Source organism: Bartonella sp. AP30XZML (assembly GCF_042195945.1).
Classification (GTDB): Bacteria; Pseudomonadota; Alphaproteobacteria; order Rhizobiales; family Rhizobiaceae; genus Bartonella.
The window spans coordinates 14,191-29,803 of sequence record NZ_JBHIPJ010000059.1 but is presented as its reverse complement, the minus strand read 5'-3'; the positions used below and the strand labels follow the sequence as shown (position 1 = coordinate 29,803).

Genomic DNA, 15,613 nt, shown 5'->3' with positions numbered 1-15,613 from the left:
GAGTGTTGCTTTTACTCTAGTGGTGAGAATATTAAATGCAGTTCTTCTGTTTTAAGGCTCTGACAAGTTCTACTACATTTGCCACTTTTATACCGGATTGACGGGGTTTTGGCTCTTCAACGCTTAAAATTGTTAAGCGTGCTTTCGTATCGACGCCAAGATCAGTAAGAGATTTTTGTTCAATAATTTTCTTTTTTGTTTTCATGATATTGGGGAGAGAGGTGTAACGCGGTTCATTGAGCCGTAGATCGGCGGTCATAACCATGGGAAGGGGAAGACAAAGGGTTTGTGTTCCATTATCAACTTCACGAGTAACTGTAGCATGCCCATTTTCTATGTTAAGATGTGAGGCAAAAGTTGCTTGTCCCCACCCAAGAAGAGCAGCGAGCATTTGTCCTGTTTGGTTGCTATCGTCATCAATTGCTTGTTTTCCTAAAAAGACCATGTCGGGTTTTTCTTCATCAACAATGGTTTTGAGAATCTTAGCAATTGCTAAGGGTTCAAGTGTTTGATCCGTTGTGACAAGAAGTGCGCGATCAGCTCCCATTGCAAGTCCTGTTCGTAGAGTTTCTTGAGCTGCTTCTGGGCCAATTGAAACAAGAAGAACTTCTGAAATTTTACCGGATTCTTTTTGGCGAATGGCCTCCTCCACGGCTATCTCATCAAAAGGATTCATAGACATTTTTACGTGAGACAGATCAACGCCTGTACTATCGGGTTTGACGCGTATCTTGATGTTATAATCAACAACACGTTTGACAGCGACAATTATCTTCATAATGATCCTCTTTGTTTGTATGTTACAAGTTTATAGCAATACTCATAAGAAACCAAATTGTTTAGAATGAAGTCTCAATTTATAACTTGTGTTCTCTTTCGTATAAGCTTTTTTATGTTTACTTGTACTTTCTCGTCGTCATTTTCAATCTTCATATTTTTGCATTGCCATAATTGCCTTATTTGCTTGAATAAAAAGTAAAAAAATCAATCTGTCTTGTGAGAATATTCTTTTTTAGCTTCTTATGCTTTGTTTATGATGGTGCAATAGGTCCTTTATGCAATGAAAAATTAAGTGAAAAAGATAAAAATGGGGGGAATGATTTTGCTCTTCAAATCTTGAAGACAGAAAAATCAAAGATCTTTCTTTCAAATATTTTGGATAAAAATTGGGGAAAATATTTCTAATACAAAAGTTTTTGGGAGTTCTTAAAGCTCTATTTACTAAAATAGAGCACACTTTCTCATCATTTGTTGCGATTCTTTTCAAAAAGGTTAATGAGGGGTAGGCGTTTGTGAATACGAAGGGTCATACGATCGACCAGGCGACCAAACAGGTTAGGAACGATAAAGTCTTTTCTTTTGTTGAACAGAAAGAGAGAATGGATACTTCTGTAGAAGTAACGATGTCGGATATTGCTCAAAAATTACGCACCGTTTATGCGCAAATGCAAATGAAGCATTCGCCCCGTTCTTTAATGCAGCAGAGTTCTGTAGAAGAGCATTTTAAATCTTACTTAGATGATATTAGTCGGGCCATTTTGGCTGAACATTATATACGTCGTCAAAGAGAAAAAAAGCTTTTCCAGTTTTTAGAGCAGATTAAAACAATTGTTCAAAGTTTGCAGAGTGAAAAAAAAAGCTTAGAAGAAGCAGCGGTAACACGACGGGTGTCTCGTTCAAAATCACCTGATTCTGTTGTACAAAAACTTGCTCACATGGAATGTGAGGGAAATCAAGAACACTTATTACTTCAAAAGGTGGAAAATTTTTCGAAAGAAAACAGCATAATTTCACTCCAAACAAATGTTGAAAATACGTTGCAGCAAGAAAATAGAAGCCCTTTGCCCAGTGATGCTCTGAAATCTTCTTTTAAAAAGGCTGAGGGAGTAGTGAAGCATGCTGTGATAGAAGAAAAGGGGGTGATGGGTGCTCAGGCATCTAATCATTGTATTGAGAATGATTTTTCTTCTTTAAGAACGCAGTCTCGGGAACATGTCTCGTTTTTATCTTATTTGGTAAAAAAAGGTGTTCTTTGTTTTTTAACCGTTGCATTCGTGGTAGCGATAACGTTATGTTTTTATAGCTTTTTAAAAGGAGCTCGTTTTTTTTAATTTTTATGATGTTGATGTTAATAGATGTGAAATGTATTGCGCATTCGTGTTTGTGCGGAAGCTATAGAAACTAAAATTATCCTTTAAACACGCAACAGAGATTATTGGAAAAGAGGATAATTGGAGAAGGATTCTCTAATTGTTAAAAAAAACTCAAATTATCTTGAAGGTTCTGTAAGTGAGTATTTATTTACCAATTGCTGAAATGTCACTCAATATGCTGATCTTGATTGGTATGGGAGTCGTTGCTGGTTTTTTTTCAGGCCTTTTTGGAATCGGTGGTGGGTTTCTCATCACGCCGTTATTGATTTTTTATAATATTCCTCCTGCTATTGCTGTTGGAACAGGTGCCAACCAGATGATTGCGTCATCTGTAACAGGAGCAATTACACATTTTAGAAGACGTACGCTCGATATTAAACTTGGTATTCTTTTGGCGCTTGGAGGAGGGATTGGTTCTTTAATCGGGATTCAGGTTTTCTCTGTTTTGAAAAAGTTAGGTCAATTAGACTTAATGATTTCGCTTCTTTATGTGATTCTTCTTGGAAGTGTAGGAAGCTTGATGATCGTTGAAAGTTGGTATGATATGATGCGCAAGCGTAAGGCAGGAAAAGCCAATATTCGTCTTGCTGGTCGACATAACTGGATTCATCGCTTACCCTTAAAAATGCGTTTTCGGACATCTATGATATATGTTAGCATTACTCCAGTTTTAGGGATTGGTCTCATTGTGGGGTTGTTGTCTTCTATTATGGGAATTGGTGGGGGTTTCTTTATGATACCAGCATTGATTTATCTTCTGCGTGTTCCAACCAGTGTGGTGATTGGGACTTCACTTTTTCAGATTACATTTGTGTCTTCTTTCACGACAGTTTTGCAAAGTATGACTAATCAGTCCGTTGATATTGTCTTGGCTTTTTTGTTAATGCTTGGAGGAAGTATTGGTGCGCAATATGGAACACGAGTTGGACGGAAGTTAAAGGCTGAACAATTGCGTATGGCACTTGCATTTTTAGTGTTGATTGTGTGTATGCGTCTTGCTTTTCAATTATTTATACGCCCTGATAATCTTTTCTCTCTGGATATTCTTATGAGATAAAAATGGGTAGATTGTTTTCTTTATACATCATTGCAGGTTGCTTTTGTTTTATTTCTTTTTCTACATGGTCACATGTTGGGACGCCAGCTACATTCATTGATCAAGTTGACCACGAAACTGTCCAAATTATTGTAACAACGAATACGATTACTGTGGATGCAAATTTTGCTGGTCGTGATCTTTATATTGCTGGTGTTTTAGAAAATATTGATCCGTTATATTCTCGACAGAACCGTTATGATATTGTTGTAAGCTTGGAGGGACAAGATCGGACAATGGTGATGCGAGAAAAAAAACGCAATGCCGGTGTATGGGTCAATACAGATTCTCTTATTTTTAAAAAGGTTCCTCTTTTTTACTCTATGGTCACAACACGTGAAATTGACGATATTACGAGCATTGAAGATTATAAACGCTTAGGGTTAGGATTACTCTATTTGCCATTGCAGACGGATGAACAAGATCAGAAAAAAATACAAATCTTTCGCGATGAACTTATAAAATTGCAAAAAGCTAAAAGCCTTTATTATGAGGAAGTGGGTGGGGTTCGTTTTGGTTCTGACACACTTTTCACAGCGCATTTTCGTTTGCCAGCAAATATCCCGGTTGGACATTATAAAGTTCGTGCTTATCTTTTTCGTGATGGACAGTTTATTGATAGTGCTACAACGACTCTTGAAATTGTTAAAGCACATATCACTTATACAATTTTTTATGCAGCGCACAAGTATCGTTTTTTATATGGTATTGTTGCAGTGGTTATTGCTATTACTACAGGATTTTTGTGTCGTTTGATTTTTCGAAAAGATTAACGCAAGGAAAATGTTAAGGCTTTTATTTTTTATGAAAAATTCGTAAGATAAGAAAAATAGGCACAACAACAATAGCTCCTGTCATAGTTATATGGAAGAAATTTGTAAGCGTTATAAATCCTGCTTCCCATAGTGATTGAAAAAAATCTACTATTTTTTGTATGAGGTTTCGAGGTGTCCATCCCAAAAAATTCATTACGATGCCAATGAAGAATGAAAGAATAAGCAATTTTAGACTAACGCGGCTTAATTTTTCTCTAAGAAACGCATGAAAAGAATTTAATAATTTTTTTTTTCGCTTCATTCTAAGATACTTTCGAAGATCGTGTTTTTTATTGTATTATCATAGTACAACGATGTTATTATCATAAAGGAAAAACATTTTTTTATTTTTTCTTACTTTTTTGAGTTTATCACCTTAGTCTGGTTAACGGTGCTGGTTTTTGAAATATACACATGTTTTATTGCATTTTTTGCGATATTTTCATGGCGCTTCTTTTATTAAATGAAGGGATATCCTTTCGTCTCTGAGAATTTGTAGAGAAATTTTATAACGTTTCAGCATTTCTTATCAGAGTGAGAGTTCTAGTATATTGAAGATTTTGTCACGAACTTATTATTGTCGTGTATAGAAATAATATTTCAAGACAGTTTACTTAAAAAAAGACTATCTATTCTAATAAGGGTATGCTTATATAGGTATTATATTTAGATATTTCAACCTTAGTGCATTGAAAAGCTCTTTTTTTCTGAAAAAATGTAAGCAATGAATTGAGTGTAGTTAAAGGAGCAAAGATATTAAAAATACGATGTGGAAAAAAGTTTTGTTATGTGCGGGTGCGTAAAGGAATATCGGGGGAGACCATGCTCCTTTTATTTAGAAATAAAATATAATTTAAAAGCTGTTATTTGGCAGAGGATTATGGAAAAATTCAAAATTCCTCTTGTAGGGGGAGGAGGTCATGTCGGTTGATGGGTGAATTTTCCTGTTTTGTTAAAATGTCAAATTGTTATTAGAGCTCTTTGTTATTAAGGCGCTTAAGCTAACAAGGAAGAGTCTTTTGATAGCATAAAAAGGCGAGAGGAAAGAAGAGACAAGCTTACCCGACAAAAGAGAGAAAATAGTGGTTTTATAGTCTTCAATTGTAGGCGTTATGACATCATGAATAGGCTCTGTTATGGGGGAGCATTCATTGTATGTCAGAGTGTTTGTTGTTGCATGTTTTGGTTTGTCTTGGCTTATAGGTGTGGGTAGAAGTCCGTGGTTGGTAAGTGGTGTTGTTTGAAGGTTTTAATAATACTTTGTTTGAGGCGCTTATGGGTCATCTAACCTTATTATTAAGCATGTGCTTGTTATGTGGGAAATTTATATAGTAAACTTTAAAAGGAAAAGTCTATGAACTTGAAGAAAAAAATATTACAAAATAGCAGCTCTCTTGTTTCTGCTTTTATAGCTTTGGCGATGGTTGCACAACAAGCTTCAGCAAAAACACCGGCTGATACCCTTGTGATGGCTTGGAATCTTGATGCAATCAGTACGTTTGATCCCGCACAACTTAATGATGTTTATGGGAGTGAAATTATTCGCAATGTTTGTGATAATTTGGTCAGTACTGCGACAGATGATCCTGCTAAAATGGTTCCCGCTTTAGCAACACATTGGGATGTTTCAGGTGATGATCACAGTACGGTGATTACTTTTCATTTACGTGATGGTTTGAAGTTTAATAATGGCAGATCAGCCAATGCCAATGATCTTCTTTGGAGTATGAAGCGGATTGTCAAATTGAAGATGGGTAATGCGGCAATTTTTAATGAATATGGAATTACAGAGCAAAATGTTGATGATGCTTTGCAAGCTGTTGATGAAAAAACGGTGGTAATGAAATTTGATAAGCCTTATCCAGCAGAGCTCATTCTTAATAATATTGTTGCAAGTCCGGCAACAGCTTTGCTTGATCGTAAGACAATTATGAAACACGAAAAAGATGGCGATTTTGGAAATCAGTATTTGAAAAGTCATGCTGCTTGTGTTGGTCCTTATCAGTTAAAAAGTTGGCGCCCTGGAGAAGCTCTTTTGTTGCGTGCAAGCTCTCACTATTGGGGACAAGCGCCTAAACTGAAGCAGATTTTAATTCGCCATGTTGCAGAGCCCGGAACACAACGTTTGTTGTTGCAAAAACATGATATTGATGTTGCTCGTGATTTGACCCCTGAAGATCTTGCAGATCTGCAAAAAACAACAGATGTTAAAATCGAAGAAGTGTTAGAGCCATCCATGATGTACTGGGGATTTAATATGACAAATCCTATTTTTGCTAAGGAAAAAGTACGTTTGGCGATGCGCTATCTCATAGATTATGAAGGTCTTGGCAAGAAGCTTCTCAAAGGTGTTGGTGTTCCACGGGCCAGTTTTGTTCCTCTTGGAAACTTTGGGGCTTTAGATGAAAAAGAAGGGCAACCCTTTACATTTGATATTGCAAAAGCCAAGCAGCTTTTAGCAGAAGCTGGTTATCCGAATGGATTTGAGGCAAATTTTCTCGTATCAAATGCTCCTTATAGGGTGTTACTTGCTCAGTCACTCCAAGATAGTGCTGCACAGGCGGGCGTGCGTCTTAAAATTGAACGGATGGCCGGTACACAGTTGTTTTCTAAACTTTATGCACGGGCTTTTGATACGATTTTTGTCGGATGGAATAACGATTCTGCGGATCCTCATACCATGGCTTCACGTCTTGTTTATAATCCAGATAATCGGCTTGAGGCAAAAAACACCGCCTATCCTAGTTGGCAATATGGGTATTTGGATGAAACGATGAATCAAAAGGTTCAGGATGCATTGTTTCAAAAAGATCCACAAAAACGGGCACAACTCTATGCTGATTTACAACGTGAATTGATGCAAAAAGGACCTTATGCGTTTATCTTTCAGAAATATACTGTTATCGCGATGACGCCTGATATCAAAAAGTGGGTTTGGAATAGTGCACCACATATTTTTTATAGTAAAATTGAAAAATAAGAGTGTCTTCAATGCTGTTCAATAGATAAAGGGCATCGTCATGATATATTTCGGCGTATTGTATAAATTTTAAGCTTTGCAATGCGTCGAAGATCATAGGTAATGCGTGATATATTGTTGAATGTCTTTTCAAGACATTCGTTTAAAGATATTTTTCATTCTCATTAGAGGTGTATTTATGTGGATACTAAGATTGAATATTTCAATTTCTCTGAATTAGAAAGTGGTCAATTTTTTTGTTAAAAAACTGAGTATAACATAAAGAAACGAAGTGTAACAAATGTTGTGGAATTTAGTAGTGCTAAAGGTGCAAAGGGTTTGCGATGTTGAAGGAAAGTTTTGTTATGGGTGGGTAAACAAGGGATATCAGTTTTTTATGGCGTTTATATTTTCTTTTGCTTGGAAAGATGATGAGATGCCAATTGAAGGGTGCTGTTTTATGGGGAGTGATGAAAAAATTAAATTTCCTTTTGAAGAAGGAATAAAAGTCGTTGCATTTGGCAAACTAACGAATTTTCCTGTTTTATCAAATCGTCAAATTATTATGAAGGCTCTTTGTTATTAAGGCACTTGAGCCGAAAGGGGTAGTGCTTTGATGATATACAAAACACCGGAAAAAATAAGAGATAAGCTTGCTTAACAAGATAGAGAAAAAATATTGCTTTTATAGTCTTCAATAGTAGGCGTTATGATATCGTGAATAAGCTCTATTGTTGGTGAGCGTTCATTGTATATCAGAGTGTTTTTCTTTGTATGTTTTGGTTTGGCTTATAAGTGTAGGCAGGAGGAGCCATTGGCAAGAGGTGCTTGTTCTTAAAGATTTTAAAACTTGGTTTTTAGAAGCCTATAGTTTGTCTAAACTTAATTATTAAGCACGTTTTGCTGCATGGGGAATTTATACAATAATGTTAAAAGGAAAATTCTATGAACGTGAAAAGAAAAATATTGAAAAAGAGCAGTTCTTTTGTTTCTGTTGTTCTTGCAATGGGGATGTTTGTGCAACAAGTTTCAGCAAAAACACCTACTGATACCCTTGTAATGGCTTTGAATCTTGATTCAATTGAGACTTTTGATCCTGCGCAGATCAATGAACGTTATGGCAATGAAATTATTGCTAATATTTGTGATAACTTAATCGATTCCGCTACAGATGATGCAGCTAAAATAGCGCCTTCTTTGGCAAAGAGTTGGGATGTTTCAAATGAGGGTGGGGGTACAGTTATTACTTTTCATTTGCGTGATGATTTGAAGTTTAATGATGGTCGGCCTGCTGGTGCTCATGATCTTGTTTGGGGGATGAAGCGGGTTGTTAAATTGAAGTTGTCTGCAGCAGCTATATTTAACGAATATGGAATTACAGAACAAAATATTGATTCTACTCTTCAAGCCCCCGATGAGAAAACAGTGGTGATGAAATTTGATAAGCTTTATCCAGCAGAGATCATCCTTGGCCATATTCTTACTACTCGTGTTGCTGCTTTACTTGATCGTGAGACACTTATGAAACACGAACAAGATGGTGATATGGGAAATCGCTATTTGGCAAGTCACGCTGCTTGTGTTGGTCCTTATCAATTAGTCAACTGGCGTTCTGGAGAGGCGATTTTGTTGCGTGCAAGTTCCTATCATTGGGGAGAGGAAGCAAAATTGAAGCAGATTCTCATTCGTCATATTGCTGAGCCTGGAACACAACGTTTGTTGTTGGAAAAACACGATATTGATGTGGCACGTAATTTGATGCCTGAAGATATAACAGATCTCCAAGTAACAACAGATATTAAGATTGAAAAAGTGTTAGCTCCATCTGTGATAATGTGGGGGTTCAATACGACAAATCCTATTTTTGCCAATGAAAAGGTGCGTTTGGCAATGCGCTATCTGATCGATTATGACACTCTGGGAAAGACTCTTCTTAAAGATGTTGGTATTCCACGGGCAAGCTTTATTCCCATTGGTAATCTTGGAGCTTTGGATGAAAAAGAAGGGCAACCCTTTAAACTTGATCTTGAAAAAGCCAAGCAGCTTTTAACAGAAGCAGGTTATCCAAATGGTTTTAAAGCCAATATTTTTGCAGGGAAATCTCCTTATCCTTTTGCTTTACCTATTGCACAGTCTATCCAGGACAATGCAAAAAAAATAGGTGTGCACTTTAAGATTGAACATTTTGTAGGGACACAGTTGTTTTCCAAACTTTATGCACGTAGCTTTGATACAATTTTTATGGGATGGAATAACGATTCTGCAGATCCTTATACAATGGCTTCACGTCTCGTTTATAATCCGGATAATCGGTTTGAGGCTAAAAACACAGGCTATCCTAGTTGGTGCCACGGCTATTTGGATGAAGATATGAATAAGAAGGTTCAGGCAGCTCTGTTTCAAAAAGATCCACAGAAACGGGCACAAATGTACGCCGATTTACAGCGTGATTTTATGCAAAAAGGACCTTATGCGTTTATCTATCAGACATATAGTATTATTGCTATGACACCTGATGTTAAAAAATGGGTGTGGAATAGTGCACCACGTATTTTTTATAATGCCATTGAAAAATAAGCACGTTTAAAATGTTGTAATATACAACAGTGAATGTGATGATAATAACTTCGGTGTTTTGCATAGAGTTTAAAGCTTTGCAAAATATCGAAGTTTATCGGTAAAGTGCATTATAGAGTAACTCGAAGATACTCTTCTTTAGAGAGGGACTATGCATTTTTATAGAATAATTATACATAGATATTAAGATTGTAGATTTCAATCTTAAGTGAAGAAAAAAATAATAAATTTGCCGGTTAAAGAAATGGGCATACTGAATATGAGCAGAATTTAGTATTTTGTAGAAAAAGTGAGGGACCTTAAAATGTGCTATTGAGAAAAAAGTTAGTTATATGCAGGTGCGTTGGGGGAATATGGGATTATTGTGGAGCTGGTGCTTCAAATTATACCGCTTTTCCTTAAAAAATGATGAGATGCTGAGACTGCCCTTTAGTATGGGTCCTGGAAAGTCCAAATGTCCTTGTGAGGAAGGAGTGGAATGGCTATGGTTAGAAACTATACTTATGAGAATCGTCAAAATATCGAAGGATGAGTGAGCTTTTAAAGCAACTGAAGTTGGTTCTCTGAGAACTCTTTTGAGAAAATAGCAAAAAGACTTTTAAAGCAGAAGTCCTGTTTGATGTGATAAAAAAATCTTTGGCTTGTATGATCAAAGTTATGGGTGCTGTGACATCACCAACAGGCGCTGTCATTTGTGGTATTATTCATTGTTTATCAGATCATTTTTCGTTGTCTCTTTTGCTTTAGTTTACCAATATTGCTCAAGGAGCTGCTCCTGCTGTTTAAAGGGTTTGATATTTTATCTTTAGGAGGTGTGCTTTAAAAGCCTGATTTTTTTTATTTTTGCACGTTACTGTTGCAAGGAAAATTTATACAACAAACTTTAAAGAGATAAGTCTATGAATTTAAAAAGAAAAATATTAAAAAGGAGCAGTTGTTTTATTTCTGCTTTTATTGCTTTTGGGATATTTGTGCAGCAAGTTTCAGCAAAAACACCTGCTGATACCCTCGTGATGGCTTGGGATCTTGATGCGATCAGTAATTTTGATCCTGCGCAACTCAATGACCGCTATGGAGCTGAAATTGTTATCAATGTTTGTGATAATTTGGTTGATTCTGCTAAAAATGATGGAGCTAAAATCGTTCCTTCTTTGGCAAAGAGTTGGGATGTTGTAAGCGATGACCAGAGTACGGTGATTACTTTTCATTTGCGCGATGATTTGAAGTTTAATGATGGTCGGTCTGCTGGTGCTCATGATCTTGTTTGGGGAATGAGGCGGGTTGTCAAATTGAAGCTATCTAATGCGGCAACTTTTAATGAATATGGTATCACAGAACAAAATGTTGATAAGGCTTTTCAAGCACCCGATGAGAAAACAGTGGTGATGAAATTTGATAAACCTTATCCAACAGAACTTATTCTGAGCAATATTTCTAGGAATCGTACTGTTGCTCTGCTTGATCGTGAGACACTTATGAAACACGAACAAGATGGTGATATGGGAAATCGCTATTTGGCAAGTCACGCTGCTTGTGTTGGTCCTTATCAGTTAGAAAGTTGGCGTCCTGGAGAAGGAATTTTGTTGCGTGCAAGTACCCATTATTGGGGAGAGCCAGCAAAATTGAAGAAGATCTTAATTCGTCATATTGCTGAGCCTGGAACACAACGTTTGTTGTTGGAAAAACACGATATTGATGTGGCACGTAATTTAACGCCAGAGAATATAGCAGATCTCCAAAAAACAACAGATATTAAGATTGAAAAAGTGTTAGTTCCATCCCTGATAGTATGGGGGTTCAATACGACAAATCCTATTTTTGCCAATGAAAAGGTGCGTTTGGCAATGCGTTATTTGATCGATTATGACACTCTGGGAAAGACTCTTCTTAAAGATGTTGGCATTCCACGGGCAAGCTTTATTCCTCTTGGTAATTTTGGGGCTTTGGATGAAAAAGAAGGGCAACCCTTTAAACTTGATCTTGAAAAAGCCAAGCAGCTTTTAACAGAAGCAGGTTATCCAGATGGTTTTGAGGCCAATATTTTTGCAGGAAAATCTCCTTATCCTTTTGCTTTGCCTATTGCTCAGTCTATTCAGGATAATGCAAAAAAGATAGGTGTGCACTTTAAGATTGAACATTTTATCGGTACACAGTTGTTTTCCAAACTTTATGCACGTAGCTTTGATACAATTTTTATAGGATGGAATAATTCTTCTGCGGATCCTCATACAATGGCTTCACGTTTTATTTCAAATCCTGATAATCGGTTTGAGGCTAAAAATACAGGCTATCCTAGTTGGTGCCACGGCTATTTGGATGAAGATATGAATAAGAAGGTTCAGGCAGCTCTGTTTCAAAAAGATCCACAGAAACGGGCACAAATGTATGCTGATTTACAGCGTGAATTAATGCAAAAAGGACCTTATGCGTTTATCTATCAGACATATAATATTATTGCTATGACACCTGATGTAAAAAAATGGGTGTGGAATAGTGCACCACGTATTTTTTATAGTGCAATTGAAAAATAAGAAGGTATCAAGTTTATAAAATATAAAAAACATGATCATGATATATTTGATGTATTGCAAAGCTCTTTAACACTTTGCAATACATTGAATTTTATCGGGAATGGATTACTATGTTGTATCGAGAATTTTATTTCAGAAATTCTTATGAAAGATGCGTTTGTGTGGATGTAGGATTGAATATTTTAACTTCTATTGATACAATTTTCGGATGAAATAATGACTCTAGACATCCCCATACAACGGCTTCAAGTTTTTTTTTACAACCCTGATAATCGATTTGAAATTAAAAATATAAGCTGTTCTAGCCGGTGTTATGGGTATTTTGATGAAGCTATAAATCAAAAGTTTAAAGATGTGTTGTTTCAAAAAGATTCACAGAAACGGGCGTAAAGAATTGAAAAATGGTAAGTTTGTTTAGTGAAAAAACAGGTGTAACAAATGTGGCAGAATTCACTGTTTCCGAAATAGCAGGGGCTCTAAAGCGTGTTGTTGAAGAAAAGTTTGGTTATGTACGGGTGCGTGGGGAGATATCAGGGTACCGTGGTACTCATGATTCGGGACATGCTTATTTTGCTTTAAAAGATGATAAGGCACGGTTGGAAGCTGTTATTTGGCGTGGAGTTATGGAAAAGCTCAAATTCCCTCCTGAAGAAGGGATGGAAGTAGTTGCTGTTGGTAAACTTACAACTTATCCAGGGTCATCGAAATATCAAATTGTCATTGAGGCTCTTGAACCAACGGGGGTTGGTGCTTTGATGACACTTCTTGAAAATCGTAAGAAAAAGTTTTTAGAAGAAGGCTTGTTTGATGAAGAAAAGAAAAAACCTTTGCCTTATATGCCTCGAATTTTAGGCGTTGTAACATCACCAACAGGTGCTGTTATTCGTGATATTATTCATCGTATATCCGATCGTTTTCCGTTGCATATTTTGGTTTGGCCTGTACGTGTTCAGGGGGAAACAAGTGGGAGGGAAGTGGCTGTTGCTGTTGAAGGTTTTAATGCTCTTGGTCCAGGTGGACTTATTCCAAAACCTGATCTTATTATTGTTGCACGGGGAGGGGGAAGTTTAGAAGATTTGTGGGGGTTTAATGACGAAGCTGTTGTTCGTGCTGTTTATGAATCTTCTCTTCCTGTTATTTCTGCTGTTGGGCATGAAACGGACTGGACCTTGATTGATTATGTGGCTGATTGGCGCGCTCCAACTCCTACCGCCGCAGCAGAACGGGCTGTTCCTGTTAAGCTTGATCTCGAGGTGCTGGTGGCATCGCTTGATGCACGTTTGCGCAAGGGACTCGCGCGTTATTTGGATTTTTATCGACAAAAATTGCGTGCTACTCTACGAGCTCTTCCGACTGCCGATCAACTTTTTGCTCTACCACGGCGTGGTTTGGATGAAACTTCAAGTCGATTGCAGCGTGCTCTTTGTGTAAGCTACGATAAAAAACGTTTTTCTTTTCATGCACTTGGTGTGCGTCTTTCACCGCGTTTGTTAAATAGTGAAAAAGCACAACGCAATACAAAGGAATATACGGCACGTCTTCAGCGTGCTTTTGTGCGTAGTGTGGAAAAACAACGTGCTGGGTTAGAGGTAGTATCTAGGCTTTTAAGAAGCACTTCATATCAGAATATTTTGGAGCGCGGTTTTGTTTTGGCTTTGGGGAAAGATCATAAGCCCATTAAACGATTGGTTCAGTTTCCTGAAACAGGGCAAATAAATTTACGCTTTTTTGATGGAGATATCAGTGTTGCAACACAAGAGCCTATTTCCGCTAAAAGATCAAAACACAAGCAGATAAAGTCGCCAAGCGATGATCAAGGAACTCTCTTTTAATACGGTTAATGCCATGCTTGTGGAAGGTCTTCTTAAGGGAGTGGATGGAAAAGTTCGTTGCGCATGGGCTGGAACGGATCCACTTTATTGTGCTTATCATGATACCGAATGGGGAAAGCCTGTTTTTGAGGATATTCGTTTGTTTGAGAAAATTTGTCTTGAAGGTTTCCAAGCAGGGCTTTCTTGGTTTATAATTTTAAAAAAACGCTCTTTTTTTCGCGTTGCATTTGATCACTTTGACTTTGAAAAGATTGCTCATTATGATGAGCTAAAGGTGCAAATGTTAATGCAGAATAAAGACATTGTTCGCCATCAAGGAAAAATTCAATCAGTGCTTAATAATGCATTGAGAGCACAAGAAATTATAACAGAGTGGGGGAGTTTGTCCCACTATTTTTGGTCTTTTCAACCACCACAATCGGAGCGTTATGAAAAAATAGATTTTCAAACACTGTTAGCTAACCCTATGACACCTGCTTCTTTTCGTCTTTCTCAAGACTTGAAGAAACGTGGTTGGACATTCGTTGGCCCCACAATTTGTTATGCTTTTATGCAGTCCGTAGGAATTGTTAATGATCATCTTGAAGGATGTTTTTGTCGATAAATTGGCAAACTTTCTTTTGTAAGAGTAATGATTAATAGGATAATAATTGAATTATTTAATAAATGTATAAATTATACAATTCCGCTGTATAAGATAATTGAAATATACAAACTATACAATATTAATGATTTTCTATTGTTGTTGGCACTAAAAACGATAAAGGTATAATTTTGAGGATGAAAAAACAGACGCAAAAAGGAGTGATATCTTAACTGTTATGTATCTGAAGTGAGATAATGGTAATGTCTTGTATGTTAAAAAAACATCTAGTTACACCAAAGCCCATTTTGCGACGCAGCTCATGAATGCTATGACAGTAAATCCATCGTGCACTCCATCTTTACGCTTATGAAGGAGAAGATCGGCACCATCACACATTTACTAGCTCTCAATGTTGTCAACTGTCTTTAGCATTTGTAATGGTTCAGAAGAGGTGTTTTTATTTCCGTTAGTGACATGACCGTTATAATTAATGAATATTTTATTCATGTTTATTGACGAATGCAAAGTGGTTTTTAAATGGGGTGCTGTTGTTGCATTGTTTTACTTTGCTTGTATGACTGTTGGTTTATTTATATGTAGGTCGATTGCCCAATGCTTACCTAGGCAATATAAAATGAAATGCAGCGATGAAAAATTGAAGTTAAATGACTCAAGCTGCTTGTGTTAGGTTTTATTATCTGATAACGTTCCTTCACTAGAGAGGAATTTTGCTGCGTGTGAGCTCCAGTTTTGGGAGGATACTTAAGCTCAGACAGACTGGTATTCACTGCATTGCTTCGTTGAATCTCTGTATGTTTCCGCTGGAAACGAGAGTTTTTGCGGTATGTTGCTTTCTGTTCTATTTTTATAGTGGTAAAGCAATGATGCACACTAAAGTTTAGAAGGTTTTATATTCGTTATGTCTTTGGGGGGGAAGTGTCTAATAAATTTTGTTTTTATCAATGGGGGGATGCATTTTAGTGTATATTCTTTTATTGTAAGCTTTATTTCTCAAAAGATAAAGCGTGGAAGGAATGCTTCTTCTCATTTTTCCTTTATCTTTG

At 36.8% G+C, this 15,613-nt stretch carries 12 protein-coding genes and 1 pseudogene; 11 read left to right on the top strand and 2 right to left on the bottom strand.

The genetic code is table 11. The annotated features are described in order from the left end of the window. Positions 1-31: 31 nt before the first annotated feature. Positions 32-778, bottom strand: a complete 747-nt coding sequence (locus ACFIL2_RS04790; protein WP_375680633.1) for an electron transfer flavoprotein subunit beta/FixA family protein — start codon at positions 776-778, stop codon at positions 32-34. 514 nt (positions 779-1,292) lie between these two features. Here ACFIL2_RS04790 and ACFIL2_RS04785 point away from each other — a divergent pair. From ACFIL2_RS04785 to ACFIL2_RS04775, 3 genes are all read left to right on the top strand, one after another. After that, on the top strand, positions 1,293-2,111 hold the full coding sequence (locus ACFIL2_RS04785; RefSeq protein ID WP_375680632.1) for a hypothetical protein: 819 nt from the start codon (positions 1,293-1,295) through the stop codon (positions 2,109-2,111). A gap of 178 nt (positions 2,112-2,289) precedes the next feature. Next, positions 2,290-3,210, top strand: a complete 921-nt coding sequence (locus ACFIL2_RS04780) for a sulfite exporter TauE/SafE family protein (protein WP_375680631.1) — start codon at positions 2,290-2,292, stop codon at positions 3,208-3,210. Between the two features lie 2 nt (positions 3,211-3,212). Then, positions 3,213-4,022 carry a TIGR02186 family protein gene (locus ACFIL2_RS04775; RefSeq protein ID WP_375618593.1) on the top strand — a complete coding sequence of 270 codons (810 nt, stop codon included), beginning with the start codon at positions 3,213-3,215 and terminating at the stop codon, positions 4,020-4,022. Between the two features lie 22 nt (positions 4,023-4,044). Here the strand turns inward: ACFIL2_RS04775 and ACFIL2_RS04770 are convergent, their stop codons facing one another. Continuing rightward, positions 4,045-4,326 (bottom strand): DUF6460 domain-containing protein, encoded by a 282-nt coding sequence (locus ACFIL2_RS04770; RefSeq protein WP_375618594.1) that lies wholly within the window; start codon positions 4,324-4,326, stop codon positions 4,045-4,047. Between the two features lie 1,092 nt (positions 4,327-5,418). Here ACFIL2_RS04770 and ACFIL2_RS04765 point away from each other — a divergent pair. The 8 genes and pseudogenes from ACFIL2_RS04765 (at position 5,419) to ACFIL2_RS04730 (ending at position 14,567) form a co-directional block, all read left to right on the top strand. Continuing rightward, positions 5,419-7,044, top strand: a complete 1,626-nt coding sequence (locus tag ACFIL2_RS04765; RefSeq protein WP_375680630.1) for an ABC transporter substrate-binding protein — start codon at positions 5,419-5,421, stop codon at positions 7,042-7,044. A 376-nt stretch (positions 7,045-7,420) separates the two neighbouring features. Beyond that, on the top strand, positions 7,421-7,609 hold the full coding sequence (locus ACFIL2_RS04760; protein WP_375633886.1) for a hypothetical protein: 189 nt from the start codon (positions 7,421-7,423) through the stop codon (positions 7,607-7,609). A gap of 359 nt (positions 7,610-7,968) precedes the next feature. Beyond that, entirely contained in the window at positions 7,969-9,600 is a 1,632-nt protein-coding gene (locus tag ACFIL2_RS04755) for an ABC transporter substrate-binding protein (protein ID WP_375634812.1), read from the top strand. A gap of 621 nt (positions 9,601-10,221) precedes the next feature. Further along, positions 10,222-10,347 (top strand): hypothetical protein, encoded by a 126-nt coding sequence (locus tag ACFIL2_RS04750; RefSeq protein WP_375635010.1) that lies wholly within the window; start codon positions 10,222-10,224, stop codon positions 10,345-10,347. Positions 10,348-10,499: 152 nt separating this feature from the next. Next, on the top strand, positions 10,500-12,131 hold the full coding sequence (locus tag ACFIL2_RS04745; RefSeq protein WP_375635012.1) for an ABC transporter substrate-binding protein: 1,632 nt from the start codon (positions 10,500-10,502) through the stop codon (positions 12,129-12,131). Positions 12,132-12,343: 212 nt separating this feature from the next. Then, positions 12,344-12,518, top strand: a pseudogene (locus ACFIL2_RS04740) (ABC transporter substrate-binding protein); the annotation flags it as partial. 14 nt (positions 12,519-12,532) lie between these two features. Further along, a complete protein-coding gene (gene xseA, locus ACFIL2_RS04735) occupies positions 12,533-13,963 on the top strand; it encodes an exodeoxyribonuclease VII large subunit (protein WP_375680629.1) in 1,431 nt (476 codons plus the stop codon). Continuing rightward, complete coding sequence (locus tag ACFIL2_RS04730) at positions 13,941-14,567, top strand: DNA-3-methyladenine glycosylase I (protein ID WP_375618649.1); 627 nt, start codon at positions 13,941-13,943, stop codon at positions 14,565-14,567. Before xseA ends, ACFIL2_RS04730 begins: the two co-directional genes overlap by 23 nt. The last annotated feature ends 1,046 nt before the right edge of the window (positions 14,568-15,613 follow it).

Bases quoted from the DNA above. Each gene is read 5' to 3' on its own strand.
- ACFIL2_RS04745 (WP_375635012.1), top strand. From the start codon at position 10,500: ATGAATTTAAAAAGAAAAATATTAAAAAGGAGCAGTTGTTTTATTTCT.
- ACFIL2_RS04790 (WP_375680633.1), bottom strand. From the start codon at position 778: ATGAAGATAATTGTCGCTGTCAAACGTGTTGTTGATTATAACATCAAG.
- ACFIL2_RS04770 (WP_375618594.1), bottom strand. From the start codon at position 4,326: ATGAAGCGAAAAAAAAAATTATTAAATTCTTTTCATGCGTTTCTTAGA.
- ACFIL2_RS04760 (WP_375633886.1), top strand. From the start codon at position 7,421: ATGGCGTTTATATTTTCTTTTGCTTGGAAAGATGATGAGATGCCAATT.
- xseA (WP_375680629.1), top strand. From the start codon at position 12,533: ATGGTAAGTTTGTTTAGTGAAAAAACAGGTGTAACAAATGTGGCAGAA.
- ACFIL2_RS04730 (WP_375618649.1), top strand. From the start codon at position 13,941: ATGATCAAGGAACTCTCTTTTAATACGGTTAATGCCATGCTTGTGGAA.
- ACFIL2_RS04765 (WP_375680630.1), top strand. From the start codon at position 5,419: ATGAACTTGAAGAAAAAAATATTACAAAATAGCAGCTCTCTTGTTTCT.
- ACFIL2_RS04775 (WP_375618593.1), top strand. From the start codon at position 3,213: ATGGGTAGATTGTTTTCTTTATACATCATTGCAGGTTGCTTTTGTTTT.
- ACFIL2_RS04755 (WP_375634812.1), top strand. From the start codon at position 7,969: ATGAACGTGAAAAGAAAAATATTGAAAAAGAGCAGTTCTTTTGTTTCT.